This window comes from Bacillus sp. FJAT-29814 (genome assembly GCF_001510715.1).
Taxonomy (GTDB): domain Bacteria; phylum Bacillota; class Bacilli; order Bacillales; family Cytobacillaceae; genus Neobacillus.
Map to the genome: position 1 here is coordinate 128,752 of NZ_LMTJ01000004.1, position 26,264 is coordinate 155,015.

The window sequence follows — 26,264 nt, forward strand, 5'->3', positions numbered from 1 at the left end:
ATCTAGAGATGAGCGTTTACGAAAGGAGGTTTGCACAATGATAAAGGTAGAAAAATTGAATAAATCATTCGGCGATTTGCATGTGCTGCACGACGTCGATTTGACTGTGAACGAACGCGAAGTGGTGTGCCTGATTGGTGCCAGCGGGTCTGGAAAAAGCACACTGCTCCGCTGCCTCAATTTTCTTGAGGTCAAGGATAGCGGCACCGTCACCATTGCCGGCGAGGTAATTGAGCCCGATACCCATAACCTCGATCAGGTCCGCTCCCGGGTCGGGATGGTGTTCCAGCACTTTCACCTGTTCCCGCATATGACTGTGATTGAAAATATTATCGAAGCGCCCATTCATGTGAAAAAAATCCCTCGTGATCAGGCTTTGCGTGAGGCAAAGGAGCTGCTTGCGAAGGTGGGCTTGAGCGACAAGGAAAATGTCTACCCCGGCAAGCTGTCTGGCGGACAAAAGCAGCGGGTCGCCATCGCCAGGGCACTCGCGATGAAGCCCGAAGTAATGCTGTTTGACGAACCAACATCCGCCCTCGATCCCGAGCTCGTCGGCGAGGTCCTGGCCACAATGAAAAAACTGGCCTTGGAGGGCATGACAATGGTCGTGGTCACTCATGAAATGGGCTTCGCCCGCGAAGTCGCAGACTCGGTCATCTACATGCACGATGGCCGCATCGTCGAGGTTGGCCCTCCGGAAAAATTGTTCGGCAACCCTTCCGAGCGGCGAACAAAGGAGTTTTTAGATTCGATCCTGTAGGCTTCTAACTAGTGAGAAAAGACGATTGACCAATAAAAGTTGAAAACTGACCAATATATCAGGTAAAGAGACCAATAAACTTCGCAAATTGACCAATAAAAGTATAAATCCGACCAATAAACCCGCAAAACTAGCCAATAAAGTAAATATACGGAATACTTTGATCGGCGATCCGTAACTTTTTCAAAGAAAACATGACCTAGCCAGGCATCCGCCTGGCTTTTTTGCTATAAACCTAAGGCCAATCCTCCCATCTTCACAGACTGTGCTGTATTATAATGGTAAGAGAAAGGCGGGAGAAGAAAGATGAAAATTTTGCTTGTAGAAGATGATAAAACGATTGCCTCCGGGCTTGAATATTCGCTACAGCAGGACCAGTTTTCCCCGATTGTTTGCCATACGGCAGCCTCTGCGAAACAAGTCATCGCCGAACAATTGCCCAACATCGCATTATGCTTGTTTGATTTGGCCCTGCCGGACGGAAGCGGCTATGAATTATGCAAACTGGTGAAGCAGCGGAGCGATGTGCCAGTGATTTTTTTAACAGCAGTCGATGACGAGGTCAATGTGGTCATGGGACTTGATATGGGGGCAGATGATTATATTACCAAGCCATTTCGGATTCGCGAGCTCATCTCAAGGATCAAAACGGTGCTGCGCCGCTACCAAAAGCAGCCGCCGGCCAAGACCATCATCGATATCCAGAACGTCCAAATCAATACGCTTGAGGGAAAGGTGTATAAAAATGAGGAAGAGGTCCTGCTGACCGCGCTGGAATACCGGCTCTTCCTCATTTTTGCCACTCATCTTGGACAAGTTCTCACCCGAAGTCAATTGCTTGAGCGAATTTGGGACGTGGCCGGCGACTTCGTCAACGATAATACCTTGACGGTTTACATAAAACGACTGCGCGAAAAATTGGAGGACCAACCGGGGCAGCCGCAAATCATCAAAACCGTGCGCGGGTTGGGCTATAAGGTCGGTGATTAGCATGCTCCGTCATCGTGAAATCCGGCTTCTCTTATTGGCGCTCGGCCTCATCACCTTCGTTGGCATCCTGGCAGCGGCGTTTTTTTCACCGGCCGTCATGCTGCTCGTAGCCATCATCTGTATGTTATTCATTGGCTGCATCTTGCTGTTCACGGGCTGGCGCTATCGCGAACTGGCCAAGCTGTCACAATATCTGCAACGCATCAGCGGCGGCGACTATAAACTGGATGTACGTGATAACCGGGAAGGCGAGCTCAGTATTTTAAAAAATAATATTTATAAGGTGACAACGCGATTATCGGAGCAGGGGTCCCTTTTACAAGAAGACAAAATCCAACTGACCAATGCCATTTCCGACATCTCGCATCAGCTGAAGACGCCGCTGACCTCGATGATGATGATGGCCGATTTATTGGAGGATGACGGGCTCCCGGCCGCAAAACGAGCGGAGTTTACCCACAATATCCAGGTTCAGCTCGAACGGATGGAATGGCTTGTATCTTCGTTATTAAAACTGTCCAAAATCGACGCCGGAACAATCCAGTTCAAGCGGGACAGGCTCTCTGTTAAGGCGCTGATCGAAAAAGCGCTCGAGCCCGTGCTCATCCCGATGGATATTAAAGAGCAAACCGTTTCCCTGACCGGCGATGACACCGTCACTTTTACGGGCGACTTGAATTGGACTGCCGAGGCGATCATTAATATTTTAAAAAATTGCGTCGAGCACACCCCTGCTGGCGGTTCGCTAACGATTTCCTTCGCCGAAAACGCCCTGTTCACGGAAATCACCATCGCAGATAACGGGAAAGGCATCGCCAAAGAAGATCTGCCCCATCTGTTTAAACGTTTTTACAAGGGGAAGTCGGCCAGCGAGGAAAGCGTTGGCATCGGCCTCGCCATGGCCCACCGCATCATCGCCAGCCAAAACGGCACAATTGAGGTGAAAAGTACGCCGGGAGCCGGAACGCAATTTTTGATCAAGTTTTATAAACAGGTAATCTAGTGTTTCTGAACGTACAACCGGGGCTACTCGTGGATAAACCAGGTTTAGCGGCGCTTTCGACCGGTTTACCGGCACTTTTACCCGGTTTACCGGCGCTTTTTACCCGGTTACCGGCGTTTTTTACCCGGTTACCGGCGCTCTACCTGATTTGCCGCGCTTTCACTCGGTTTACCGGCGCTTTCGACCAGTTTACCGGCACTTTCATCCGGTTTATCGGCGCTTTTACCCGGTTACCGGCGCTTTTACCCGGTTACCGGCGCTCTACCTGATTTATCGCGCTTTCACTCGGGTTACCGGCGCTTTCACCCGGTTTATCGGCGCTTTTACCCTGTTTATCGGCACCCCCATCGGTGACGCGGTCCATGTTAAGTGACTAAATTGTCATTTTACAGTCACTGGAAAGTCATTTTAGTCGGATAGACTTAGAATCATCAAGGAACGATGGAGGTTATACCACAATGGATATAGTAAAAGTTGAACATCTGACTAAAATGTACGGCAAGGGCGAGACGGCGGTGAAGGCGCTGGATGATGTTTCTTTTTCCGTGAAAAAAGGAGAGTTTGTCGCGATTATCGGACCGTCCGGCTCCGGAAAGTCGACCCTGCTCCATCTGCTTGGCGGTGTCGACCGGCCGACGAGTGGCAAGGTTACGATTGACGGAACCGACATTTACAGCCTGAACGAGACCCAGCTCGCGATTTTCAGGCGCCGTCAAATCGGCCTCATCTATCAATTTTACAATCTGATTCCCGTCCTGACTGTGGAAGAAAATATCACGCTGCCGCTGTTGCTCGATGAACACAAAGTCGACAAAAAGCAATTCCAGGACATCGTCCGGATTCTGAACCTGGACAATCGCCTGCACCATCTGCCAAACCAGCTCTCTGGCGGGCAGCAGCAGCGGGTTTCCATCGGCCGAGCGCTCATCAGCAATCCGGCGATCATGCTGGCCGACGAACCGACGGGAAATCTCGATAGCAAGAATAGCAGCGAAATCATCGATCTATTAAAAATGTTTAATAAAACGTTTAAGCAAACGCTGCTGGTGATCACCCACGATGAACGGATTGCCCTCCAGGCCGACCGGGTCATCTCCATTGAAGATGGCAGAATCGCCAAGGATGAGGTGATTCGGCCGTGAATATTGTCCATAAATTAACGCTGCGCCACTTAAAGCAAAACAAACGGCGGACATTGGTCACTATTATCGGCGTGATTATTTCTGTCGCGATGGTGACAGCAGTAGCCACCCTCTTCGTTTCCTTTATGAAACTGATGCAGCAGCAGACGATTGCCGATAAAGGCGAGTGGCATGTCCTCTACCATAATGTTAATAAAGAGCAGCTGGACACGATCCAGCACGACTCCGACACGAAGACGGTGGTGCTGTCCCGTGACCGCGGCTATGCCCTACTCCCCGGCGGAAAAAATGAAAGCAAGCCCTATTTGTTTATTAAGGAATATAATCCACAAGGCTTCAACCATTTTCCGGTCGAACTAACGAAGGGGCGGTTGCCAAAGGCTTCCAATGAAGTCGTTCTGTCCGAGCATATCGCCACAAACGGAAAGGTCGAATACAAGATTGGCGACACGCTGGCGCTCGAAGTCGGAGATCGTTTTTTAAAAAATGAGGCTGTGCAGTTCTTTCAAACGGAGTCACTACAAACAGAAGACGACCAAGTGACGGAAACGTTAAAAAATCTCACACCGGCTAGCTATACGGTTGTCGGTTTTATCAAGCGGCCAAACTGGGAGCCGACCTGGTCGCCCGGCTACACCGTAATCAGTTATCTGGATGAAAGCTCAATCGGGGACACTCAGCCCGTGAATGCCTCGGTCATCCTGAAAAAGGTTGATAAATCGCTGTACGCCCATGCGAAGGAGCTGGCGCAAAAAAATAACATCGCGCCGCCGCAATTCAATAGTGAGTTATTGCGCTATTACGGGGTCACCAACAACGACAGCCTCCAGCGCACGCTAACCTGGTTATCAGCGATTATCATGGCGGTGATTATTATTGGTTCTGTGTCCTTAATTTACAATGCGTTTGCCATTTCGGTCTCGGAACGGGCGCGCCATTTGGGGATGCTGGCCAGTGTCGGGGCCACGAAACAGCAGAAGCGCAACTCGGTGTTTTTTGAAGGGGCAGTCATCGGGGCCATCAGCATCCCGATCGGCATCCTCGCCGGCCTTGCCGGAATCGGGATTACCTTTTATTTTATTAACTCGATGCTTCACGAGGCATTGGGAACAACGGAGAAATTGACTCTGACCGTGACGCCGCTCTCGCTTCTGGCTAGCTGCGGGATTTCATTGGTGACGATTTTTATCTCGACCTACATCCCGGCCCGAAGAGCCTCCCGAGTTTCGGCGATTGACGCCATCCGGCAAACACAGGATATCAAGCTGACCCAAAAAGCCGTGAAAACATCCAAAATCACGCGCCGGCTGTTTGGCATTGAAGCGGAAATCGGCTTAAAAAATTTGAAACGCAACAAGCGCCGCTATCAGGCAACCTTGTTTTCTCTTATCATCAGTATTGTGTTGTTTTTAAGCGTATCGTTTTTTACTGCCAACTTGAAAAAGTCGTTGGATTTGTCACAGGAAGGCACGAATTTCGATATTCAAGTGATGGTTGGCAGGGACGATGAAATCGATGAGCCATTGATTCAGAGGATTTCCTCGCTTGATTATGTTACGGAGTTTAGCGTGGTTACACAATTAAGTCTGAACAGTCGGATTAACAAGGCAGCAGCAGCCGACGAGTTCCATAAGCCGGTCTACCAGGAAAGCTACAAGGAAGGGAAATTCCCGTATTTTATTCAGCTGCACGCTTTAGATAAGGCTAGCATAAAGGAATATGCAAAAATGGCTGGTGCCGATTATGAACAGCTTGCTGATTCGGATCATCCTGCTGGTATTGTGATTGATACCATTTCCTATCAGGACCCAAACTCGGGGAAATATGTTGAAACTAAAGCAATTCACGCAAAAGCTGGCCAAAGTATCGACCTAATTAATATAGATGGGGAGACACAACAAGAGGTCATGTTGGACACAATGACCATCGCCGCTTTAACCGATCAATTTCCAATCGGAATTTCTCCTGCAGGACTCGGCGGCCTTGATATCATCGTTTCGGAGCAGACGATGAACCGGTTGGCGGGCAACGAGAAGCTGGCGGATCGGCCTCAGACCTTTGTATATCTAAAAAGTACAGACCCAATGAAGACCCAGCAGGAAATCGAGGATTTAAAGGATACCAAACTGGCGATTTACAATGCTTATCAAAGCAGGCAGCGCAGTGAACAGATGATTATGCTGATGTCTGTGTTCACCTACGGGTTTATCGCTTTAATAACCGCCATCTCGATTGCAAATATTTTTAATACGATTTCGACATCGATATCGCTACGGAAACGCGAATTCGCGATGCTAAAATCAGTCGGCATGACGCCGAAGAGCTTTAATAAAATGATCAACTACGAAAGCATTTTTTACGGAATCAAATCGTTACTTTACGGCCTGCCCATCAGCATTGCCATCATGTACTTGATTTACCGGGGGATGATGTACACGTTCAGCTATGGCTTCACCCTCCCGTGGCTGAGCATCGTCTATGCGGTCGCCGCCGTCTTCATCATCGTCGGGTCCGCCATGCTTTACTCCGGCGCCAAAGTCAAAAAACAAAACATCATCGACGCCTTGAAACAGGAAAGTATCTAAGTAAGGTGAGAGTAGTAGAAATGGTGTCAGGCACCATGTGAAGTTAGTTTCATAAGCAAATGTAAATAAAGGTTGAAAAGTTGTAAATAAAAATCAAAAGTTGTAAATAAAACTTTAAAAGTCGTAAATAAACCACCCAAATTTGTAAATATCTCGGCGTAAAGCAAAATATAAGCACGAAGAAGCCGCTGACACTTAGGTTCAGCAGCTTCTTTTTAAAAAAACAGGGGGTTTTAGTAAAATTCTGCCCTTTCTAAAGATTTTTATACCAAAAAGAGGGAACTTTCTTTTTAAAATACTCTTTCTGAGGGTTTTGATTTTTGCTTCTTAGTGACCAGTGCCCATCCAGCACCCCCACTTTTCACCCCACAAAAAAATCCCGGCTACTCCAGACCGGGATTCTACAAGCGAGGCTTAGAAGGGGAACGTTGGATTATCTTTTTCTCAACGGAGGCGGTTTCGGGGCACTAAAAGCTGGTTCCATCTCTGGAGCTTATGACGAGGTTCCGCCCCACACCTTCCTTAATGAGGCGGAACTTTACATTTCCTTTTATGAAAACACCCTGACCCGGCCGTGTTCCCTGCACTCCATGTGCTGCTCACGCAGGACCGATTCGAGCTGGGCGACTCGTTTTTGAAGGTTTTCAACGTTGTTATTGGCTTTTCCGACCATTTTAATCAGGCTTTCCAGCAGCTGCTCGAGGTTGCCCATGTCTTTTTCATCAAAATGCATATTCAACCTCTCCCCTTTTCTCGGCAGGCGGCGTAGGGGAACCCATCGAAGCTGCATTCTGGGTTGTCGCCCCGCCTGCGCTTCCCGTAAATGGCGCACATTGGTTGCCTGGTTGCATGGGTGCAGACTGGGCTCCGATTTGCGAACCAGTCTGGCCACCCGCCATACCCCCTGCTTGAGACACAGGCTGACCTCCCTGCGGTACTGCCATTCTACCTGTATGCATGGCCTCCGCCTGGGCGGCGATAGCGGCTGCTTGTGCGGCCGCGGCCTGGGCTGCCGTTTGAGGCTCTGTAGGATGGGCCGACTCCGGCACCCTACCGCTCAGGAAGCGCACCGATTCCGCGACTACCTCCGTGACATACACCTTTTTCCCGTCCCTGCCCTCATAATTCCGTGTCTGCAGCCGGCCTGTAATGCCGATTACAGCCCCTTTTCGACAATAGTGGTGGGTGTTTTCCGCCGCTTTCCGCCATAATGTACATTGCACGAAGTCCGTGTCGATTTCCCCGTTATGATTGCGAAAATTCCGATTCACCGCTAACGTAATATGAGCAACCGCCGTCCCATCCGATGTGCTCTTTAGCTCCGGATCCCTAGTCAACCTGCCTACAAGCGTAACCTGATTAATCAAAACGTCATCTCCCTTACCATTTATGCCTCCATCATAATCTCAGGCCGGAACCCATGTAAAATCGACAAAAGCCTACTTTCCAAGCTGTTTTTTCGCGAAAAAAGGTTTTTCTGGGGGGTTTTTGTCAAATACTGTTGACGATTCACAATGAAAAAGTGCGTTTCCCCATTTCGACAATTTTTTTTCGACATTTAGCCTGCTGACTCCTAAAGCACCCGCCCCGGCCATTTGCTTCTCTCCCCCATATGTTATAATAAGGAAAAAGAACAGGAGGCCTGCGATGAAAACGTTTAAGTTAATCTCATTGGATATTGTGGAAAATGACAATTCCGTGGAGGTTCCGCTAGAGGACGGCCTGATTCTCAACAAAGAGGACGAACATTCCACCTGGCTGATTGAGGCCTATACCGACCTTTCCAAGTACGATTATTTTAAAAAAATCTATGAGACGGGCCGGGAGATTATTGTCGAAGCCGTGATCACCAAGAAGGATAACGCCCCGGCATACTTCCAGACAAGAATTTCCTCGCTGCAGAAATTCGAACAGCACATCAGCGTCTTGTTCCAAGGCGTGCTGCGCCGCAACAAAAGCGACTATTCCGAACTGCTTCTCGACAATCTCATCCAGAAAGGCCTGCAAGGCGAGGCCCTGCTGAACGAATTCAAAGAAAAAATGAAGAGCAAGCCAAAGCTCAAGGTGAAAGACTCATAACGCTCTAGGCTGGTTTTTCCAGCCAAAAAAGTAAATAAATATTGCTTTTTCGACAAATCCTCGACATACTAAACATAACGATATTGGGGGAAGGCGGAGAAGCATGGAGTTTGCAAGCAGTTTAGTTATAAATATTCTTGTCGTAGTTTTCTTAGTGATTGACGCGCCGAAACACGGGAAACGGGCCTGGCTTTGGGGCGTGTTGGGGTTTTTCCTCGGTACCATCGCACTCGGGATCTATTTGATTCAAACCGACCGCAAAGTGCTCGGCTGGGTTATATTAATCGTTTCGGTCATTGGCTATATTTTGCTGATCATTTTCATCTTGATTGCCATCGCATTCATTTTTAGCTTATGATGAGAATTGGAAAAGGACAGGCGCGCGGCCTGTCCTTTTTGCTTATTCGTCTTTGCGGTCGCGGTCGTTGCTGTCAATGTCATCCTCGATGAACTCTTCCCGCTTTGTGTTACTGTCTTTTGCCGGGTCTTTATCGGTATCGGTATTAATATCTTCTCTCGGACTGTAATGGTCACCATTTAAATCCATGTCATTGTCATTCAAGTTGTTGCGGTTATTGCGATTTAAATTACGGTTATTGTTATTGTCGTTCAAATCAAAATCGCGGTCGCGATTCAAATTGTTGTTCAGGTTGTTATCCCCAGGGTTATTGACATTTGGCGCTGGCGGATTTTGATCATTATTATCATTGTTACAGCCAACTAACAGCATAGTCGAAAGCAAAGACCCGGTAAGCAGCGTAAACAGCTTCTTCTTCAAGCAAAAAAACTCCCTTCACTATTCAATTTGGCCTAACACCCTTAGCATTTCCGATTACCCCAAAAAATATTTCCATGAAGTTTTTTGAAAAAAAAGCAGCTGGTACCAACCTGCGACGATGAAATCGCCCACGCAAAATAAAAATGCAGCACCATGATGGCGCTCCGTCAATCCTTGCCGACACAATAATTAAAAAAGCCGACACCCCAAAGGGCGCCAGCCTTGTTGAACCTATTCCTTCTTTTCTCCCAACGCAAAGGTGATTTCCGCTTCGCAGGCGATTTCGCCGTCAACAGTTGCGACCGCTTTACCCCTGCCGATTGGTCCGCGCAGGCGAGTCATTTCGACCTCGAGGCGAAGCTGGTCGCCAGGCTTGACCTGCTTTTTAAAGCGGCAATTATCGATTCCTGCAAAAAATGCCAGTCGGCCGCGGTTCTCCTCTTTTTTCAACATGGCGACAGCCCCAACCTGCGCTAGCGCCTCGACAATCAGCACCCCAGGCATGACCGGGTAATCAGGAAAGTGCCCGTTGAAAAATTCCTCGTTGGCAGATACATTCTTGATCCCAACCGCGCGTTTGCCTTCTTCCACTTCTAAAATCCGGTCCACCAGCAAAAACGGATAGCGGTGCGGGATAATTTCTTTGATTTCGTTTATATCAAGCATAAGTATTAGTACCTCCTACTAGTAATTACTCATTATTTTACTATTAAAGGCATGCAAAAGGGAAGGGCTGTACGATCCCCTTCCCCCATTTTTTATAAAAATACCTTATTTCTTCTGCACCAAATCGCGAATATGCGTCCAGGTTGATTCCTTCAGCACATCCGACGGCTTCCCGTCCCCGACGACTCCGTAGCCGATCGCCGCCCCGGCCACCAGGCTCACAACGGTAAAGACCGCCAGTAACAACAGCCTAAGCCAAATCGGAATAAGTCTTATGCGAATCCGCTCATTTTGGCGCGGCGTTGCCTTGGTCTTTTCTTTCTCTAAGACCGCACTGTTTTCTCCTCTAACCTGCTCCAGCGCATCGACCTTGGCCTTTTTATATTGCTCTCGCGTTTGAATCTGCTGTTGATTCAGATTATTAACAGACATGTTCATTTCCCCTTTAACCGCATCCGCATAAAGCCTAGCGGAACTAGAGTTACACATATTATAACCATTTTTTATTTTAGTCTCGAAAAATTTCATTTCCATTTATTCTATTATACAAAAAATATTCCAAACAACATCAATTTTTTACAGGAAATCGACACTCAGTGGAAGAATATTGCTAAAAATAGGAGAAATTGGGTTAATTTATTGTTTAATAAAAGCAGAAAAATAAAAAAGTCTAATGCCAAAGGCGTGCGCGGCCAGTTACATTAGACTTTGTTTATTGGTGTGATTCAACCGACAATTTTTTGAAAAATTAGCCACGAACCGAATTAGATAAATTACCCTAACTTCCGCCCAGGAATCCGGTCAATGTTGTCCAGCATGATGCCTGTACCGATTGCCACGCAATCCATTGGATTTTCCGCTACAAGAACCGGTACCTTCAATTCTTCCGCCAGCAGCATGTCGATGCCGTGCAACAAGGCGCCGCCGCCGGTCAAGATGACGCCGCGGTCGATGATGTCGGCAGAAAGCTCTGGTGGAGTACGCTCAAGCACACTTTTTGCAGCCTGAACAATGACCGAAACCGATTCGCGCAATGCCCCCTCGATTTCTTCAGAACGAACTGTAATCGTGCGCGGCAGCCCGCTGACCATGTCACGGCCACGAATTTCCATTTCTTCCGAACGTGATCCCGGAAATACGGTGCCGATGTTAATTTTGATATTTTCCGATGTACGCTCACCAATCAATAGCTTGTACTCGCGCTTGATGTAGTTGAGAATTTCCATGTCGAACTTGTCACCGGCCATCTTAATGGAAGAGGAAGTAACGATATCGCCCATTGACAGCACGGCCACATCGGTCGTTCCACCGCCGATGTCGACAACCATGTTCCCGCTTGGCATGAAAATGTCCATGCCGGCGCCGATTGCCGCAACCTTTGGTTCTTCTTCCAGATACACCTTTTTACCGCCGCTTTTTTCAGCCGCTTCGCGAATCGCTTTTTGCTCCACGCTCGTAATGTTCGTCGGGCAGCAAATCAGGATGCGCGGCTTCGATAAAAAGCCCTTAACGTTCAACTTGTTGATAAAATGTTTCAGCATTGCCTCGGTCACATCAAAGTCGGCGATGACGCCGTCCTTTAATGGGCGAATCGCCACAATGTTCCCCGGTGTCCGTCCAACCATGCGGCGGGCTTCTTCGCCGACCGCAAGCACTTTATTTGTATTCTTGTCTATCGCTACGACTGAAGGTTCATTCAACACAATTCCGCGGCCTTTAACGTGAATCAGCACGTTGGCCGTTCCTAAGTCAATCCCAATATCCCTTGCAAACATTCCTAATCCTTTCCTCCTATAAGACGGATTCCACATTCTTTTCCTAATTGTTTATTCTATCACATTCATTAAAATATCCATAACAATTTAACAGGAAACGATGTAAAAATTTGAAGAATCCTGTCGTACAATCTTTTCGGAGGGATTCTGTGCCATAGGGGCGGCTCCCTGGCTGATTTTCCTGCCGTTTTTTTAAAATTTGGATCTGCCACAGGTGGGTCATTTTCTTGCCGTTTTTTTAAAAAGTTGGGTTACCGCGGGTGAGTCATTTTTCCTGCGGTTTTTCCAAAAAAGTGGATCTGCCACGGGTGGGTCATTTTTCCTGACGTTTTTCTAAAAGTTGGGTTGCCACAGGTGGCTCATTTTTCCTGCAGTTTTCTAAAAAGCAGGTCTGCCACGGGTGGCTCATTTTCCGCTGTTTCCCCTAAAAAGTTGTACAAAAAAAGGCTATGGTGCTGACACCATTCGCCCGTTTCTGGCTATTTTTGGACAGCCTCTCCTTCTTTTTCTTCCTTCTGGTACTTCATTTTCGTTGCCTCGCCGCCCCGTAAATGGCGAATGGATTTATGATAATCTAAAATTTCTTTGACTTCGTTTGCAAGCTCCGGATTAATTTCAGGAAGTCTTTCTGTTAAATCCTTATGGACTGTAGATTTGGATACGCCAAACTCCTTCGCAATGACGCGAACCGTTTTTCTCGTCTCCACGATATACTTTCCAATCTTGATAGTCCTCTCTTTGATGTAATCGTGCACACTCTCGCCCTCCCTAAATTGGATGTGAGTAGTGTGAAATGAGACTCGCTTATCACTTCGACCAATACTGCTATCCGCGTGAGTCATGCCTGGGCTTCGCGATTGTTGAAGCCGTCTCTGTTTTTTGCGTTCGGATGTACCATGGATGTTCCAAACGCCAGCGATTCACACGGCAGAAAGTTAACTACTTTCTGAATTATACAATGAATAAATCATGTCCCCGACTAAGTTCCCGTTAACCTCAAACGATTCCTCACCTCAAACACTCTCTTTGTAAAGGTTTGTAATCATTCTATTAGCTTGGATACGGGTTTATGCACAAAATAGCCAAACAGGACAAGGTATTCGTTTATTTTCAGATAAGTCAGAAAACATACGACTATTCGACAACTAGTAAAAAATGCCCAAACCCTTGCCACGCCTTAGTTTCGCGAGGAAATGACGGGGATTGGCGTTTATTTCCCAAGAAATTTGTCGGAGGAAAGTTTTGTACCGAATCAACAGACCTCTTCGTATTTCACGGGCAGCAGCAGCTGTTTGATTTTTTTTTAATGACCATTCCAATGATAAATTAGTTGCACAACACCAGAGGAGAACGTTCTTGTATGAAACAATTGTAAATTCAACCTCTGTTTTATATCCATAAACAACGGTTTTCCTTCTCCTAAAATGACAGGGTGAACGGATAATCGAAATTCATCAACAAGCCCTAAACGGATAAATTCAGTAATAAGACTTGCTCCGCCATAAAGCCAGATGTCCTTTCCAGGCTTATTCTTCAGTTTTATTACTTCTTCAAGAAGATGATCATTTATAAAAATGGCTTTGCTGTTACTCCCTTTTTGTGTTTTGGAAAACACATATTTTTCTTTACTATGGACTATGCCCCACATTTCTTTTTCAGTTTCATCAGTCGTCTCCGGATAAAATTGTCCCCATAAATCGTAGCTTTTTCTTCCATACAGAATCGTGTCGATTTGGTTTAAGAAATGAATAAACCCCATCTCAGAATCCATAATGCACCAATCAACCTCTCCATTTTTCCCTTCAATAAAACCATCTAAAGTAACGGCTAAATCTAAAATGATTCTTCTCTGTCTTCCGTTAATTGACATAACTGGCCCTCCCTTTATAATTCGGGTCTTGTTTTTAAACCGATCTTTTACCTTTATAGGCTAAAACTATTATAAAATAAGTTTATTGTCTTGTTCGAATTTACTCCACTAGATCAAGAAACTTGACCATGAAAGGACCCAACTATGACACCATTTACCGAAACCGTTATTGAAATTATCAAAAGCATACCGGCTGGCAAGGTGGCCACCTATGGGCAAATTGCTGGGCTCGCCGGGAGTCCCCGTGCCGCCCGCCAGGTCGTGCGCATCCTTCACTCAATGAGCAAGAAACACAGCCTGCCCTGGCACAGGGTCATCAACGCCAAAGGCCAAATCGCCCTCCAAGACGATGAATCGTACAATGAGCAACGGCTGTCGCTCGAAGCCGAAGGTGTTGAAGTCGGCCTAAACGGCACTATTGATTTAAAAAAATATCAGTGGCAGCCCGCAGTCAAAAGAAAAAGCCAGGAAGACCATTTTTAATGGGATCCTGGCTAATCATAGCCGAGTTAGAAAAACGAAAACGTCTTTTTTACCGTGGCCGCGACTTTCCGGGATCAACGGGTAATATAAACGGCTCTTTTTTACCGTGACTGCAATTTTCCTAGCTCAATGGGTAAAATAATCGCCCCTTTTTTACCGTGGCCGCGATTATTCTCGCTCTACGGGTAAAATAAACCCTTCTTTTTTACCGTGACTGCAAATTACCCAACCCTACAGGTAAAATAAATCTATCTTTTTCACCGCGCCATCATTTTTTCCTACTCCACGGGCAATATAAACCACGAGATCCATAACATAATGACCGCCTCCAAAGTAGCCCTTATTTTAGCTTCATAAAAATATCCTTCACCATCGTGACCGGCACCTTCGATCCGCCCCGATCCTGGACGCCTTCGACCATCATGGCAACCAGCAGATTGGGAGACCCATCTGCATTCCAGGCCACAAACCAGCCGTTTTCGGTCCCGGTCTCGCCCTGCTTTTGCTTGATTTCCGCCGTCCCGGTCTTCCCGGCCAGCGTCATATCCGCCATCTCCGCTACATGCGCTGTGCCACCTGGATCGCTAACCACCTTGCGTAAATACCCTGCAATAAGCCCAGCATTTTCCGCAGAAACCACCGCCTTCTTCAGCAACTGCCCCGATTCCTCTTCCGCAAGCAAAATCGGCTTCATCATATCGCCGCTGCCATTGACGAACGGTGTATAGGCCGACAACAAATGCACGATGCTCATCTCCACCTGCCCCTGTCCATATCCGGAATCAGCCAGCGCGATATCCCGGCTCAAATCGCCAATCTTGGACGTCTCGAGCGGGTATGCATATCCCGGCTTCTCTTCAAAGCCAAACTGCTTCAAGCCCGCAGCAAACGCCTCTTTCCCCGTCTTCAGTGCTGCCTGTGCAAAATAAATATTATCGGAGTACACGAACGCTTTTTCAAGATTGATTGGGCTGCCCTCGTGGACCCGGGTCACAAAATAACCGCCCCACGACGAGTCCTTTTGCCATTTTGGCCCTTGGATTTCCACGGCCTCCTCCGGCCTGATTGCGCCGTTTCCAAGCGCCACAGCGGCCGTCACAGGCTTGAGCACCGACCCAGGCGCATAGGTCATCTTAAACCGCGTCAGGAGCGGCTGCCGAGCGTCCTCCTGCACCGACTTCCGCTCGTCCGCAGAATAACCGAGCATCGCCTGATTCGGGTCAAACGACGGGCTGCTGACCAGTGCTAGGGTCTCCCCGGTCGTCGGGTTCAACGCCGCGGCGGTTCCCACCTCGCCAGCCGTTGCTACTGTTCCTCCCGATGCCCTCGAGCCGCCGCTCATCTCGTCAAAGATCACACTCTGCAGATTGGCATCAATCGTCAGCTTCACGTCCTTGCCATCGGCCACCGGTTTTTCCGCAATCACTTTCTCGCCGCCGACCTTCTTTTTAATAACAATCTTTACGCCGCTTCCGCCCTTCAACTGTTCGTCGAGCACCTGCTCCAAGCCGCGCTTTCCAATCACATCCTTGCTTGTATATCCCTTGTCTTTCAATTTCTCGAGCTCATCGGCGGTAATTGGCCCGACATAGCCAATCAAGTGGGCGGCAGACTCCCTATAAGGATAAATCCTTGCGTCCACTTTGCGCGTCTTCACCGACTCCAGCGCCACCAACTGGGCGATTCGCTCTTGGTCGTCCATTGGCACTTTCTTCAGCGGTACAAACATCCCCGGCTTCACCCAGCCCGCCGACAAGGCCTTTTCAATCGACTCACGCGGCATCTTCAACAATGCCGACAGCTGTTCCATCACAGGCGCCGCCAGTGTGGCACCTGCGTCCGGGGCCGACACGCCCACCTCGTACACCTGGCCGTTCACCGCGAGCCCTGAGCCGTTGCGATCAAGGATTTCGCCCCGTTTCGCCGGCACCGTGCTTAAACTTATTTTGTCGCCCTCCTGCATGCCTGGAAAAATGAACCCGGGATTCCAGTCGACATACCAGTTCGCCTTATCATCTTTTTCTTGTTTTTTCAAAGTGGCATCCTGGGTGAAGGTAATCGGTCCCGCGATGCTGCTCATTTTGGCTGTGTAAGTATACTTGGCTTGCTCCTGATCAGCCTGTTTATCTTCTTTCGGTTTTTTGAAGTCAATCTTGAGGTCAGTAATTTGCAGATCATCGTAGATTTTCTCATAGCGACTGGTGAATTCTTCTTGGGAGATGTTCTTCTTCGCATCATTCGAAAGGTAACCATACATCTTATCAAACTTACCTTCATTCCACAGCGATATATACTCGGCAAAACGCTCCTGCGGCGTCGGCTCCTTACTGCACCCCGCAGCCGTTAATCCCGCCCCCAGCACAACCAAAAACAACAACCACACCTTCAATCCTCTACTCAAAACAAACTCCCCTCCCTTTATTTCATTCTACCACCTATTGGTATTTTGTGTCATTTGGTGTCAGGCACCACCCGTGGACAATTCCCCCATTTTGTCCACCCCACGTGGACAAAACGCATCAGTTTTCCAACCTTAGATTTTTATGAATTCTTTCATGTTTTATTCATAGTTTGTTCATACTTTGGGGGTAGTATAGAGATATGAAAAGGACAATCTCTTTCTCTTTTTCATTAACCCCCCTTTATAATATTGCTTGTTGTCCGGCCGTGGGTGCCGGATATTTTTTTGACTAAATGAGGATATTATCGATTTCTCCATCACGTCAAAACCTTGGTGAGACCACTCGGCTCACCGCCTGGCGCAGCAGTAGCACACCCTGCTCTCCCAAAAAAGGCACAAAAAAAAGAGGAAAGCATTCCCCTTCCCCTTTGGTACATAATTGATATTAAGAATTTTTCTTTTCGGCTTTGTTGCTTGACTGATCGTCTTGGTCAGTGGACTTGCCGCCATCTTCTGATTTCTTATCATTTGAAGGCATGTCGTCTGACTTCTCATCTTCTGCAGGTAACCCTTCATCGGCAGGCTGTTCGGAATCGTCTTCATACAACTCTTCCTGCTTCTTCAATTGTTGCTTTTCGATTTTTGCTTCTTGCAACGAACTCAACGATTTGTCAAAATACTTGTTAGGATTCACCGCGACGCCATCTTTGCGAATTTCAAAATGGACGTGAGTTCCAGCTTTTTCATTCAACATGCTTTTTCCAGCCTTGGCAAGCACATCGCCTTGCTTCACTTTGTCGCCGACTTCAACTTTAATGTCTTTCACCGACGAATATTGTGTTACAATATTTTTGTCGTGCTCAATTTCGATCACATTTCCAAGAACGGAATCTTCTTCGACTCGAGTGACAGTACCGCTCAATGATGCGGTAACATCAAAGCTTTCACCGTTTTTCATCGTGACGTCGATACCCGTGCTTGGCGAGTACGTATTGTTGTAGAATACTAATGCTGCTTCCTGCTCCTCAGCTTTAGCGTCGAAATCATAGAACTTTGTCTTGATGACAGCATTTGCGCTGTCAGCCACCGGCATTTTGAAATTTTCCAGTGCGGAGTTAACCTCAACGGCTGGTGTTTGGTTCTTTTTACCAGCAATATCAGTAGACTTGTAGTCATATTTGTCTGAGTCGCCTGCGCTGGATTGATACCAAAGAACTCCTGTTAAAATGATTGCTGCACTTGCAATATAGATGGCTGGAAATACCCAACGCTTTTTGAAAAAGCGTTTTACGCTGGAACCTTGAGAAGATCGTTTGTTTTCTTCCTCTCTCATTTTCATCACCTCAGCAATCATTCTGAACAGATAACTAGAATTATATACACAAGCTTGAAAAAATTTTTTGAAAAACTTATTTTTCGTTATGCTTGTGGATTTTATGCATGAATTTTTGAAAAACATTAGGAAATTTTGCATGAATCATTGAAAAATCTTTCGGAGGTACCCATCATGAAATGGATATTACGAGCGTTGCCGCTCCTTTATATGGCCGCCATTTGGATCCAGTCCAGCCTGCCGTCCAATCATTTCGTCGAGCTTCCTGACTCGTCGCTCGACCGAACTATTAAAGAGTCCCTGCATTTAATAGAATTTGCGATTTTATATGTATTGCTGGTGATTGCGTTGTTAACCCGCCGCGGCGCTTTCACGCCAGGTTGGAACTTCGCCTGCGCCGTGTTCGCCGCCTTCTACGGCATCAGCGACGAAATCCACCAGTCGTTCTACCCCTATCGCTCGGCGTCGGTGTTCGACCTCGTGAAGGATTTCACCGGAATTCTCGTCTGCTATTACTTTATCAGCGGGGCACTGTTCCGCGGGAGATTTAGCGGGCTTGTAAGGATGCTGGGGCGCGTGCGGTCAATTAGCACAGACAAATGAATGAGCCATTCCGTGAAATTAAGGCACTTGCAGCACAACAACCACCGTCAACTTGCGGTGGTTTTTTTATTTTTTAACTTATGTTGAATTACTTTTTCAAAAAATATACCCTATTTCTGAAAGTTCCTTTATGATCGAGGTTCATTGAATGGATTATGCGAATCATGCATCTCGGGGAATCAACGTGTAGAAATCTCCTCAGTTCGGCGCTGGTGACTAAGGGACCATAAAGAAGAAAACAATCATGAATAGCCTGAATATGGGCAGTTTTAGACTGGATATCGCATTTTTGACACCACCATTTTCCATTTGAATATACCATCGGCAAAAATCTGCATTTGGGGCAATGAACTCCAGTGGGAATCTCATTTGGGGACAACTGAAAGTAATCTAGCAAGTCGGGATTATCAGGAGTGTGTTTTGTTATTAGGAGGCGTTTCACTTTTTTTAATTCTTTTGCATCGAATTTGTCCTTATTTGGATTATTTTCAATAACGTTGATTTTCTCCAGCAAGCTTTCCGCATGACAAAGGGTGGCAAGGATATGTTCACAGCCAGGATCTATCCTGAATGTCGCCCGCTCATTGCTATTGACAAAAAGATAATAGATTGGCACATCGGGACAATTATGTTTTTTCATCCATATTTTTAGTTTTCGCGCCTGAATCCTTGCTTGTTGAACCGGATTTTTGATCCTTTCTTCCGACTCTTTCATTTTTAAAATGGTCTCGTTCGTTTCCTTCTTAAAGTGATACTCGCCTTTTCTATTTTTAACTTCTAGAACGAGGCCAAATGACGAGCACAGAAGGAGAAAATCAATTTGAAAGAAGTATTTGCCCAATTTAAGGCGAAGATCGTGGAAAATATGATATTTCTCTTCGGGGAGCAGACTTAAGTAAAACATAATTGACTTTTCTCCTTTGTAACCAGCCAGCCAACTCTTATATTCTGCATCAAGTTTAGGTCGGATTGGATTATTAAAGGGAACTCTCCCATCCAATACTGCAAACTTTTGAAGCCTTACTGAAGGAAGGCATTCCTTTGCAATCATCCATATCAATCCTTTCGATTTTTTTCTACATACTTCCCCTTACCCTCCAGTATATCCTGTTAAAAATCCCCCAATATGTTACACCTTTTTGAACGTTTTGTTTTTGATGGCAGCAAACTGAAAAAATAACAATCGTTTTTCGATCCAATCCAGCGTCCGTCACCATTAAAAATTCTTCTAAATCAGCGTTTATTAGGCACTTAACTGGCACCTCTCTCTCTTTTCAATTGAAACCTCACTCCTTATCGGCGGAAACCTGCTCTTTACCGGCGCTTTTTGGTACTTTACCAGCGCTTTTTTCATTTTACCGGCGCTTTTCTCCTGTTTACCGGCACTCCCTGTATTTTCTCACTAGACCATGCCCTTTACCGGCGGATATTACCACTTTACCGGCGTTTTTTCCATTTTACAGGCGTTTTTTCCCTCTTTATCGGCACCCCCTCTATTTTTACATTAGACCATGCCCTTTACCGGCGTCTACCGGCTCTTCAACCGGTCTCCGACCCCACCCCAACCAAAAAGCCAGGCATCCATGCCTGGCTCAGGTAACATTCATTAAGTTTTTCGCCGCGGCCAGAGGCCCCAAACCTATTTCTTCGCCGTAATCGTCGCCAGCATGCTCTCCGCTGAGGTAATCTCGATCCCTTTGTAGTAGTGCATCACGATGTCCTGGTAGTTCTTGCCCTCCTCAGCCATGCCATTAGCACCGTACTGGCTCATCCCCACGCCATGACCGAAGCCGCGGGTGGTAATCACAATATTGCCCCCCTTACGCTCCCACGAAAAGTCGGACGACCTTAGGTCCAGCTTCTCGCGGATCTCTTTGCCGGTCAGAACCTTGCCGCCGAAATCGACCTTGGCGACACGCTTGCCTTCAGTCCGAGCGACTATTTTTCCAATCGCCCCGCTAGAGCCGACCTTCACGCCCAGCGCCGCCTCAAAATTCTTCACCGAAATCACCTTTTGGCTGTTGAACTTTGGCGAGTTCTTATCCCACGGGCTTGAAACACTGCGCAAATACGGGATATTGCCGGACCAATACTCCTCAGAATTCTCGGTAAAGCCGTTACTCGTTGAAAAAAACATCGCGTCTATTGGTTTTCCGTCATATGTTAGAATCTGCCCGCTTGTGGCTCGAACGGCTTCGATGATCTTTTTCTTTTTCCAATCATAATCAGCGCCCCACTTTTTGCGCTGCTCGTCGTCGCTTAGGTACACCTGATGGTTTTGGGTATCCGTCACCTGTGCCCCCTGCTCTAGAGCACTTTTCGGAACACCCATCGTATTCTTGTTTAGCATCCGGCTAACGATATATGTTCTCGCTGTCAGCGCCTGCGCCTTCAATGCCTCCTGATTGAACTCGGCTGGCATCTCGGCTGCCACCACGCCAACAAGATAGTCTTCCAACCCGACATTTTCAATCACGGACTTTGCTGAGCGAAATACAGCGACCTCCACGGCGGCATCCGCTGTCGGAGCAGCATTCTCCCCCGCTGCCTTGGTCTTCTTTAGTTCTTCACCCAACCTTCCGGCCGCCTTCTCGCCGGAAAACGGCAAAACCATAACAGCCGGGATAATCAATGTCAAGGCAATGAGAAACGATACTAGTGCGATGAGTGGTTTGATCTTAATCATGAATGTGCCTCCAGAATGTAAATTCACAGCCCACCTAATCTCGGGATGCGTACAATAAAACATATGGAAGCGGACAAGCATTTATTACATTTTTTTTAAATTGGGTGTCAGGCACCATCCGTGGACAAATCCCCATTTTGTCCATCTGGGGCGGACACCAACGGCCCCAGGCCCATTCAAGCAAAAAAAACCAAAATAAAAACAGGACCCGCGTTCCAGGCCCCGTTGCTTTGGTTTTGATCACATTTATTTGGTTGTTGCCCAGTTCACTAGTGGCTCATGATGTACAGTCCACAACGGGCTGGTCATGTTGCCCCGTTGACAAACGGGTCATCATCCCCAGTTCACAAACGGGAGGAACATGTCCTCCAGTTCGCGGACCATAGCCATCCCTAACCGGCCACCAATGACAGCGCGGAAACCGAATAAGCAAACCATCCGGCTCCCGACCCTGCCCTCACTTAGGCATTCATATCAGATACATATTTTCCCAGTTCGATGAAGTTTTCTTCGTCTGCTTCCGCCACGCGTTCGATGTCAGCGCCCAAAGCCGCCAGCTTATGATGGAAATCCACATAACCGCGGTCTAAATGCTTCAATTCGGTCACACGTGTCACGCCTTCCGCCACAAGCCCCGTCAAAATCAACGCTGCCGCTGCACGAAGGTCGGTCGCAGCCACTTCCGCTCCCTGTAAATCCGAAGGACCCTGCAGAATCACCGAACGGCCTTCAATCTTGATATCGGCATTCATGCGGCGGAACTCCTCCACATGCATGAAGCGATTCTCAAACACCGTTTCCGTAATCATCGAGGTACCATCAGCACAAAGCAATAAGGCCATCATTTGCGATTGCATATCGGTTGGGAAACCAGGGTGCGGCATTGTCTTGATATCTACCGCCTTCAAACGATCAGGACCGATGACACGCAAGCCATCCTCTTCCTCGATAATCGTTACACCCATTTCCTCCATCTTTGCAATCAACGAAGACAAGTGCTCAGGCACAGCGCCTCGCACAAGCACATTTCCGCCCGTAATCGCTGCAGCCGTCATAAACGTACCCGCCTCAATCCGGTCCGGAATAATCGCATGGTCCGCGCCAAACAGCACATCGACACCCTCGATTCGAATCGTACCGGTGCCGGCACCCTTTACGCGCGCGCCCATTTTATTCAGGAAATTTGCCAAATCCACAATTTCCGGTTCTTTTGCCACGTTTTCGATAGTCGTCGTACCCTGAGCCAGAGTCGCAGCCATCATAATATTTTCCGTAGCCCCGACGCTCGGGAAATCCAAATAAATCTTCGCTCCACGCAAGCGGCCATTAACCTCCGCCTCGATGAAGCCATTGCCCACCTTCACCTTCGCACCCATGGCCTCAAAGCCCTTCAGATGCTGGTCGATTGGGCGGGATCCGATTGCGCAGCCACCAGGCAAAGCCACCCGGGCACGGCCATTACGCGCCAATAACGATCCCATCACAAGCACAGACGCCCGCATTTTTCGAACGTACTCGAACGGCGCCTCCTCTTTCAACACTCTGGATGCATCAACAACAACAGTATTATTGTCAAAACGAACCTCCGCATTCAAATAGCGAAGAACCTCATTAATTGTGTATACATCGGAGAGCGTAGGTACATCACGTATCACACTTTTTCCATCACTTGCTAATAATGTTGCAGCGATAACAGGCAGGACGGCGTTTTTTGCACCTTCCACTTTAACCGTTCCATTTAGCCTTTGTCCGCCGCGGACGATAATCTTTTCCAAGAGTATTCCCCTCCGCGTCCATTTTCTCTATATTAATATTCAATCGTAATGATAGGGGTTCCTACCACAATGGTAGTCTGAGCGCCCAATCCTTCGGAGCGTAATCCAATTTGCAAATTCATGTTATTTTTCTTTGTATCTAAGCTGCCTGAAAACATCGGCGACGCGGCCGACACAGACATGAAATTCTCCTCTTTTAACGCTTCGAGCTCTCTCGCATTAAAATCAGACAAGATCTGGTCCAATTTTAATCCTAAAGCCGTATCAATCTTATCACTGAAAATACCCTTCATACAAGAAAAAACTGTTGGTTTTCCTCGAAATATGTCATTTAGCCTATCCTGAAAATCAGACGTCGCGAAAAACCGCTCCGAGGACTCGTTCCACTGCTTACCCCTGACACTATATACTATATACGCAGCCGGAGGTTGATTTGTGCGGGTTGCCAAGAATTGGAGCTCTTCCGTGTGGTGTGTAGATGTTGGAGATACTGCCGTCATTTCCCATTTCTCACTGGTTTCGTTTACTTTCCACTCCCAGTCAGGAAACTTCTGCCGAAGCTCGTCTGCGTATTCCTTCACGTCCGTCTCACCTTTGAAACCTGTCACCTGCTCACGTGCATAAAACGACCATTCCTCGAGCAAAATATTTTCGGCGTACAAAATCTCGCCGATCTTCCCCAAGTCACTTTTTTCTTTTTTGAAAAATACCTGGCGGACGCCGTCCCCGCTGGCGCTTTCGGACAAAGTTCCACTAACGCCAATCGCGGTCAGCACGCGATCAAGCTGCCCTGAACCAAATGCAGCCAGCACGCGGTCAGCTTTCAAGCCGCCGTACAAAACAAAAAACAAACTGATTACCGTAATCAGACATATATACAACTTACCAATTGGTTTCATCTCTCTCATCTCTCCCTTACTACCATTGTCTCCAATGGGGGAAAGAGCATACATGGGAATTCTCGTCACTTTTTGACAAAGTCCAAGCAGTTTTCGTCCGAAAACCCATGATTGGTTATACGTCTGACAAGTACTATTTCAAAAAAATTTATAGCCCTACCTCAAATACAGAAGTATTATGATCTCTTGTTATCAGATTCACAAATAATGCGCTTGGTTTTTGCCAGCACACAAAATTGATTGTACTCAATATCTTCTTATTTGGGAACACGTACGAAGACCTAAAATTTTACCAAATTCCGTCCTACTGTAACAAAAGTGGCAACTGCCGGGACCATTGCAGGTAGTCTAGGAAAAAATTACTAACCGTTGAGCCAATGAAAATGGCCAATAATATGTATAACAATCTGGCCTGGAACACGTGGTTTGCCTTCAGTACCTTTTCAAGCCGGATTGCCTGAAGTGCCCACCAGGTAAGCGCGATAAACACCAAATGCGATAAAATGCTGATTAACGCAATTTGCCCAAAATCCTCCATGTTCAGCCCTCCTTTATTACACAAAGACTATTTTAACACGGAGTCAATAAAAGTTCATCAAATTTCCTGATTTTGGAATGCTTTTAGAAAATTCAAATAGGTATACGCTTTCACAAAAGATTAGCTGCCTAAACACCGTTTACGAACCCGCTTTTTAAACGGTGTTTAGGCAGTTAATAGGTTACCCCTCCATCCAAGCCCGTTGTAAATTAAGCGGCACATATACTTTGCCTCCATGTATCTCCTTATGGATGATTGGATCCTCGAAAAAGTCCTCCAAGCTGCCGCTGCGTCCCACCTTGCGTCTGGCCCTTGTGCGCACTCCCAACAAACTCTCCAAGCTTACAGTTGAATATTTCATTTGCGATTCTCCTCTCTCCCGTTTTTTTATTTTGGGCGGGGAGGTAACCCCCCGCCGACTTGCTTTTTTAGTTAGATTTTGGCCTAGGGGCATCCCCCGCCGTCTTGTCCTTTAGCCGCATACTATTTAGCCGCGACCACTATCACTTTGCCTAGGTCCATGTCCCTTTCATATCGCTCTGCTGCTTCCTCCGAGAGCCCTAGTGACTCGAGCTTCGAGCGCAGCTCATCGCCCCGTGTCCGGAATACGTTGGCGATCGAATCCAGCACCCCTTGTTCAGGAACGCCGATTCCGTTGATATCTAAGCCATCGGTTAAGTCTTCCGAGCGATCCTTGTCGTGTGCCAACAAATAGATTTCATCCTTTGTATATCCCTGCATGATCATTTCTTCGATACACTTTTTTGCTTGTACCCCATTTTCTACTACTTTCACTGTGTTCATCTTTATTCCTCCTATCGTGGTTTACAGGGTATATAACCGCTCTTTGAAAAAACAAAACCCATTCCCGGAATTTTTTTAAAACTGGTTAAAACCAAATTCAACGTGGGTATATAGTAATCGGAGGTGTTCATATGAAGAAATTGGTATGCAAATATTGCGGAAACAAGGAATTTTACGTATTAACTATTCATGAGACGCTGTGCAAATGTGGCTTGCACCTGACAAAACCCAGTGATTATCGCCTGGAGGACGATTACAAGTGGAAGGAACTTTATCAATTAGAGTACAAACGCGAAGCGAGCCTCATTTCAAGAATCAGCCTGCTAAAACGGGCGATTGACAAATGTCTGGATGAGCGGGATCAAGCCGGGTTTCAAAAACTAACCGCAGAGCTGCAGGTTTGCCAAAATTCGCTGCGTAAACCGCGGACCCGCTTGAAAGAGCGCTTAAATGGAAAAAGTTTAACCTAATGGAGGGATTTATTTTTTTGAAAATTACATGTTTCATTTTTGAAAAGGCGGGTATTCAACATTGTACATCGATTGAAAGGAGAGATTGATTATGGGATTTATTTGGTCATTAATTATTGGAGGAATCATCGGCTGGTTAGCAGGACTCATTCTAGGCCGTGACGTGCCGGGAGGAATTATTGGAAATATTATCGCAGGATTTATTGGTGCGTGGCTCGGTTCACTGCTGCTCGGCGGCTGGGGCCCTGTCATCGGAGGCTTCTACTTCATCCCCGCCCTCATCGGCGCCATCGCCCTTGTTTTCATCCTCAGCCTGATTCTCAAAGGCACCAAACACACAGCCTAATATATAAGAAGAGACTGCTGAATAACCGGCAGTCTCTTCTTATTTTGAACCTGTTTTCTTGTTATTGGCGACACTTTTGCTTTCGTTTCCATCCATTTTTGTTGCCAATCCCGTCTATTGGCGACACTTTTGCTTTTGTTCCCACCGCTTTTGTCGCCAATCCCGTCTATTGGCGACACTTTCGCTTCGTTTCCATCCGTTTTTGTCGCCAATCCCGTCTATTGGCGACACTTTCGCTTCGTTCTCACCCGTATTTGTCGCCAATCCCCCATGGCCCC

General features: G+C 47.1%; 30 protein-coding genes. 11 read left to right on the plus strand and 19 right to left on the minus strand.

All coding sequences use genetic code 11. The features are described from left to right. The first annotated feature begins 37 nt into the window (after nt 1–37). From AR334_RS10880 to AR334_RS10905, 5 genes are all read left to right on the plus strand, one after another. Nucleotides 38–760, plus strand: coding sequence for an amino acid ABC transporter ATP-binding protein (locus AR334_RS10880; RefSeq protein ID WP_066309773.1), 723 nt, complete (start codon nt 38–40; stop codon nt 758–760). A gap of 306 nt (nt 761–1,066) precedes the next feature. Then, complete coding sequence (locus AR334_RS10885) at nt 1,067–1,750, plus strand: response regulator transcription factor (RefSeq protein WP_066309776.1); 684 nt, start codon at nt 1,067–1,069, stop codon at nt 1,748–1,750. Between the two features lies 1 nt (nt 1,751). Continuing rightward, the gene (locus tag AR334_RS10890; RefSeq protein WP_066309779.1) at nt 1,752–2,753 is read left to right on the plus strand and encodes a sensor histidine kinase KdpD; all 1,002 of its coding nucleotides are present in this window, start codon (nt 1,752–1,754) and stop codon (nt 2,751–2,753) included. Between the two features lie 458 nt (nt 2,754–3,211). Continuing rightward, nucleotides 3,212–3,895 carry an ABC transporter ATP-binding protein gene (locus AR334_RS10900; protein ID WP_066309789.1) on the plus strand — a complete coding sequence of 228 codons (684 nt, stop codon included), beginning with the start codon at nt 3,212–3,214 and terminating at the stop codon, nt 3,893–3,895. Further along, nucleotides 3,892–6,480: an ABC transporter permease gene (locus AR334_RS10905; protein ID WP_066309795.1), complete on the plus strand. Its 2,589-nt coding sequence runs from the start codon at nt 3,892–3,894 to the stop codon at nt 6,478–6,480. Before AR334_RS10900 ends, AR334_RS10905 begins: the two co-directional genes overlap by 4 nt. A gap of 550 nt (nt 6,481–7,030) precedes the next feature. Here AR334_RS10905 and AR334_RS10910 read toward each other — a convergent pair. Both AR334_RS10910 and AR334_RS30355 read right to left on the minus strand, forming a co-directional pair. Beyond that, a complete protein-coding gene (locus tag AR334_RS10910) occupies nt 7,031–7,213 on the minus strand; it encodes a hypothetical protein (protein WP_066309798.1) in 183 nt (60 codons plus the stop codon). Then, nucleotides 7,203–7,847, minus strand: a complete 645-nt coding sequence (locus AR334_RS30355; protein ID WP_082692899.1) for a single-stranded DNA-binding protein — start codon at nt 7,845–7,847, stop codon at nt 7,203–7,205. Before AR334_RS30355 ends, AR334_RS10910 begins: the two co-directional genes overlap by 11 nt. A gap of 280 nt (nt 7,848–8,127) precedes the next feature. Here AR334_RS30355 and AR334_RS10920 point away from each other — a divergent pair, with 280 nt between their 5' ends. Together AR334_RS10920 and AR334_RS10925 are read left to right on the plus strand one after the other, a co-directional pair. After that, nucleotides 8,128–8,559, plus strand: a complete 432-nt coding sequence (locus AR334_RS10920; RefSeq protein ID WP_066309801.1) for a YwpF-like family protein — start codon at nt 8,128–8,130, stop codon at nt 8,557–8,559. 103 nt (nt 8,560–8,662) lie between these two features. Further along, nucleotides 8,663–8,917 (plus strand): hypothetical protein, encoded by a 255-nt coding sequence (locus tag AR334_RS10925; protein ID WP_066309805.1) that lies wholly within the window; start codon nt 8,663–8,665, stop codon nt 8,915–8,917. Nucleotides 8,918–8,959: 42 nt separating this feature from the next. Here AR334_RS10925 and AR334_RS10930 read toward each other — a convergent pair whose 3' ends face one another. The 6 genes from AR334_RS10930 to AR334_RS10960 form a co-directional block, all read right to left on the minus strand. Beyond that, nucleotides 8,960–9,337: a hypothetical protein gene (locus AR334_RS10930; protein ID WP_066309812.1), complete on the minus strand. Its 378-nt coding sequence runs from the start codon at nt 9,335–9,337 to the stop codon at nt 8,960–8,962. 231 nt (nt 9,338–9,568) lie between these two features. After that, complete coding sequence (fabZ, locus tag AR334_RS10935; protein WP_066309815.1) at nt 9,569–10,003, minus strand: 3-hydroxyacyl-ACP dehydratase FabZ; 435 nt, start codon at nt 10,001–10,003, stop codon at nt 9,569–9,571. 105 nt (nt 10,004–10,108) lie between these two features. After that, nucleotides 10,109–10,492: a DNA-directed RNA polymerase subunit beta gene (locus AR334_RS10940; RefSeq protein ID WP_253701279.1), complete on the minus strand. Its 384-nt coding sequence runs from the start codon at nt 10,490–10,492 to the stop codon at nt 10,109–10,111. Between the two features lie 284 nt (nt 10,493–10,776). After that, complete coding sequence (locus tag AR334_RS10945) at nt 10,777–11,778, minus strand: rod shape-determining protein (RefSeq protein WP_066309825.1); 1,002 nt, start codon at nt 11,776–11,778, stop codon at nt 10,777–10,779. A gap of 479 nt (nt 11,779–12,257) precedes the next feature. Then, a complete protein-coding gene (gene spoIIID / locus AR334_RS10950) occupies nt 12,258–12,533 on the minus strand; it encodes a sporulation transcriptional regulator SpoIIID (protein WP_066309827.1) in 276 nt (91 codons plus the stop codon). Between the two features lie 548 nt (nt 12,534–13,081). Next, nucleotides 13,082–13,648: a dihydrofolate reductase family protein gene (locus AR334_RS10960; RefSeq protein ID WP_066309831.1), complete on the minus strand. Its 567-nt coding sequence runs from the start codon at nt 13,646–13,648 to the stop codon at nt 13,082–13,084. A 144-nt stretch (nt 13,649–13,792) separates the two neighbouring features. Between AR334_RS10960 and AR334_RS10965 the strand changes: the two genes are divergently transcribed. Continuing rightward, on the plus strand, nt 13,793–14,131 hold the full coding sequence (locus AR334_RS10965) for an MGMT family protein (protein ID WP_066309833.1): 339 nt from the start codon (nt 13,793–13,795) through the stop codon (nt 14,129–14,131). A gap of 340 nt (nt 14,132–14,471) precedes the next feature. On the opposite strand, the gene AR334_RS10970 is transcribed toward AR334_RS10965, so the two are convergent. Then, complete coding sequence (locus AR334_RS10970; protein WP_253701280.1) at nt 14,472–16,532, minus strand: penicillin-binding transpeptidase domain-containing protein; 2,061 nt, start codon at nt 16,530–16,532, stop codon at nt 14,472–14,474. Between the two features lie 445 nt (nt 16,533–16,977). Beyond that, entirely contained in the window at nt 16,978–17,865 is an 888-nt protein-coding gene (locus tag AR334_RS10975) for a M23 family metallopeptidase (RefSeq protein WP_066309839.1), read from the minus strand. Between the two features lie 174 nt (nt 17,866–18,039). On the opposite strand from AR334_RS10975, the gene AR334_RS10980 reads away from it, so the two are divergent. Further along, entirely contained in the window at nt 18,040–18,468 is a 429-nt protein-coding gene (locus AR334_RS10980) for a VanZ family protein (RefSeq protein WP_066309842.1), read from the plus strand. 88 nt (nt 18,469–18,556) lie between these two features. Here AR334_RS10980 and AR334_RS10985 read toward each other — a convergent pair whose 3' ends face one another. The 8 genes from AR334_RS10985 to AR334_RS11015 form a co-directional block, all read right to left on the minus strand. Then, nucleotides 18,557–19,519, minus strand: a complete 963-nt coding sequence (locus AR334_RS10985; protein WP_066309845.1) for a nuclease-related domain-containing protein — start codon at nt 19,517–19,519, stop codon at nt 18,557–18,559. Between the two features lie 588 nt (nt 19,520–20,107). Continuing rightward, on the minus strand, nt 20,108–21,154 hold the full coding sequence (gene spoIID / locus AR334_RS10990; RefSeq protein ID WP_066309851.1) for a stage II sporulation protein D: 1,047 nt from the start codon (nt 21,152–21,154) through the stop codon (nt 20,108–20,110). A 277-nt stretch (nt 21,155–21,431) separates the two neighbouring features. After that, nucleotides 21,432–21,587: a hypothetical protein gene (locus AR334_RS29485; protein WP_156431260.1), complete on the minus strand. Its 156-nt coding sequence runs from the start codon at nt 21,585–21,587 to the stop codon at nt 21,432–21,434. A 28-nt stretch (nt 21,588–21,615) separates the two neighbouring features. After that, the gene (murA, locus tag AR334_RS10995; RefSeq protein ID WP_066309853.1) at nt 21,616–22,929 is read right to left on the minus strand and encodes a UDP-N-acetylglucosamine 1-carboxyvinyltransferase; all 1,314 of its coding nucleotides are present in this window, start codon (nt 22,927–22,929) and stop codon (nt 21,616–21,618) included. A gap of 32 nt (nt 22,930–22,961) precedes the next feature. Next, nucleotides 22,962–23,828, minus strand: coding sequence for a YwmB family TATA-box binding protein (locus AR334_RS11000; protein WP_156431261.1), 867 nt, complete (start codon nt 23,826–23,828; stop codon nt 22,962–22,964). Nucleotides 23,829–24,132: 304 nt separating this feature from the next. Then, nucleotides 24,133–24,366, minus strand: coding sequence for a DUF1146 family protein (locus AR334_RS11005; RefSeq protein ID WP_066309865.1), 234 nt, complete (start codon nt 24,364–24,366; stop codon nt 24,133–24,135). Between the two features lie 181 nt (nt 24,367–24,547). Beyond that, nucleotides 24,548–24,727 carry a hypothetical protein gene (locus tag AR334_RS11010; protein WP_066309872.1) on the minus strand — a complete coding sequence of 60 codons (180 nt, stop codon included), beginning with the start codon at nt 24,725–24,727 and terminating at the stop codon, nt 24,548–24,550. Nucleotides 24,728–24,849: 122 nt separating this feature from the next. Then, the gene (locus AR334_RS11015; protein ID WP_066309876.1) at nt 24,850–25,170 is read right to left on the minus strand and encodes a general stress protein; all 321 of its coding nucleotides are present in this window, start codon (nt 25,168–25,170) and stop codon (nt 24,850–24,852) included. Nucleotides 25,171–25,301: 131 nt separating this feature from the next. Here AR334_RS11015 and AR334_RS11020 point away from each other — a divergent pair, with 131 nt between their 5' ends. Next, a complete protein-coding gene (locus tag AR334_RS11020) occupies nt 25,302–25,640 on the plus strand; it encodes an IDEAL domain-containing protein (RefSeq protein ID WP_066309879.1) in 339 nt (112 codons plus the stop codon). Nucleotides 25,641–25,731: 91 nt separating this feature from the next. Beyond that, nucleotides 25,732–25,986: a GlsB/YeaQ/YmgE family stress response membrane protein gene (locus AR334_RS11025; protein ID WP_066309882.1), complete on the plus strand. Its 255-nt coding sequence runs from the start codon at nt 25,732–25,734 to the stop codon at nt 25,984–25,986. Here the strand turns inward: AR334_RS11025 and AR334_RS11030 are convergent. Continuing rightward, nucleotides 25,983–26,198, minus strand: a complete 216-nt coding sequence (locus AR334_RS11030) for a hypothetical protein (RefSeq protein ID WP_066309889.1) — start codon at nt 26,196–26,198, stop codon at nt 25,983–25,985. The two genes, AR334_RS11025 and AR334_RS11030, sit on opposite strands and share 4 nt — an antisense overlap. Nucleotides 26,199–26,264 lie beyond the last annotated feature (66 nt).

Excerpts from the sequence above, each read along its gene's own strand:
- AR334_RS10880 (WP_066309773.1), top strand. The coding sequence starts at position 38 with ATGATAAAGGTAGAAAAATTGAATAAATCATTCGGCGATTTGCATGTG.
- AR334_RS10885 (WP_066309776.1), top strand. The coding sequence starts at position 1,067 with ATGAAAATTTTGCTTGTAGAAGATGATAAAACGATTGCCTCCGGGCTT.
- AR334_RS10890 (WP_066309779.1), top strand. The coding sequence starts at position 1,752 with ATGCTCCGTCATCGTGAAATCCGGCTTCTCTTATTGGCGCTCGGCCTC.
- AR334_RS10900 (WP_066309789.1), top strand. The coding sequence starts at position 3,212 with ATGGATATAGTAAAAGTTGAACATCTGACTAAAATGTACGGCAAGGGC.
- AR334_RS10910 (WP_066309798.1), bottom strand. The coding sequence starts at position 7,213 with ATGCATTTTGATGAAAAAGACATGGGCAACCTCGAGCAGCTGCTGGAA.
- AR334_RS10920 (WP_066309801.1), top strand. The coding sequence starts at position 8,128 with ATGAAAACGTTTAAGTTAATCTCATTGGATATTGTGGAAAATGACAAT.
- AR334_RS10925 (WP_066309805.1), top strand. The coding sequence starts at position 8,663 with ATGGAGTTTGCAAGCAGTTTAGTTATAAATATTCTTGTCGTAGTTTTC.
- fabZ (WP_066309815.1), bottom strand. The coding sequence starts at position 10,003 with ATGCTTGATATAAACGAAATCAAAGAAATTATCCCGCACCGCTATCCG.
- AR334_RS10940 (WP_253701279.1), bottom strand. The coding sequence starts at position 10,492 with ATGTGTAACTCTAGTTCCGCTAGGCTTTATGCGGATGCGGTTAAAGGG.
- AR334_RS10945 (WP_066309825.1), bottom strand. The coding sequence starts at position 11,778 with ATGTTTGCAAGGGATATTGGGATTGACTTAGGAACGGCCAACGTGCTG.
- AR334_RS10960 (WP_066309831.1), bottom strand. The coding sequence starts at position 13,648 with ATGTCAATTAACGGAAGACAGAGAAGAATCATTTTAGATTTAGCCGTT.
- AR334_RS10965 (WP_066309833.1), top strand. The coding sequence starts at position 13,793 with ATGACACCATTTACCGAAACCGTTATTGAAATTATCAAAAGCATACCG.
- AR334_RS10975 (WP_066309839.1), bottom strand. The coding sequence starts at position 17,865 with ATGAGAGAGGAAGAAAACAAACGATCTTCTCAAGGTTCCAGCGTAAAA.
- AR334_RS10980 (WP_066309842.1), top strand. The coding sequence starts at position 18,040 with ATGAAATGGATATTACGAGCGTTGCCGCTCCTTTATATGGCCGCCATT.
- AR334_RS10985 (WP_066309845.1), bottom strand. The coding sequence starts at position 19,519 with ATGATTGCAAAGGAATGCCTTCCTTCAGTAAGGCTTCAAAAGTTTGCA.
- spoIID (WP_066309851.1), bottom strand. The coding sequence starts at position 21,154 with ATGATTAAGATCAAACCACTCATCGCACTAGTATCGTTTCTCATTGCC.
- AR334_RS11000 (WP_156431261.1), bottom strand. The coding sequence starts at position 23,828 with ATGAAACCAATTGGTAAGTTGTATATATGTCTGATTACGGTAATCAGT.
- AR334_RS11005 (WP_066309865.1), bottom strand. The coding sequence starts at position 24,366 with ATGGAGGATTTTGGGCAAATTGCGTTAATCAGCATTTTATCGCATTTG.
- AR334_RS11010 (WP_066309872.1), bottom strand. The coding sequence starts at position 24,727 with ATGAAATATTCAACTGTAAGCTTGGAGAGTTTGTTGGGAGTGCGCACA.
- AR334_RS11015 (WP_066309876.1), bottom strand. The coding sequence starts at position 25,170 with ATGAACACAGTGAAAGTAGTAGAAAATGGGGTACAAGCAAAAAAGTGT.
- AR334_RS11020 (WP_066309879.1), top strand. The coding sequence starts at position 25,302 with ATGAAGAAATTGGTATGCAAATATTGCGGAAACAAGGAATTTTACGTA.
- AR334_RS11025 (WP_066309882.1), top strand. The coding sequence starts at position 25,732 with ATGGGATTTATTTGGTCATTAATTATTGGAGGAATCATCGGCTGGTTA.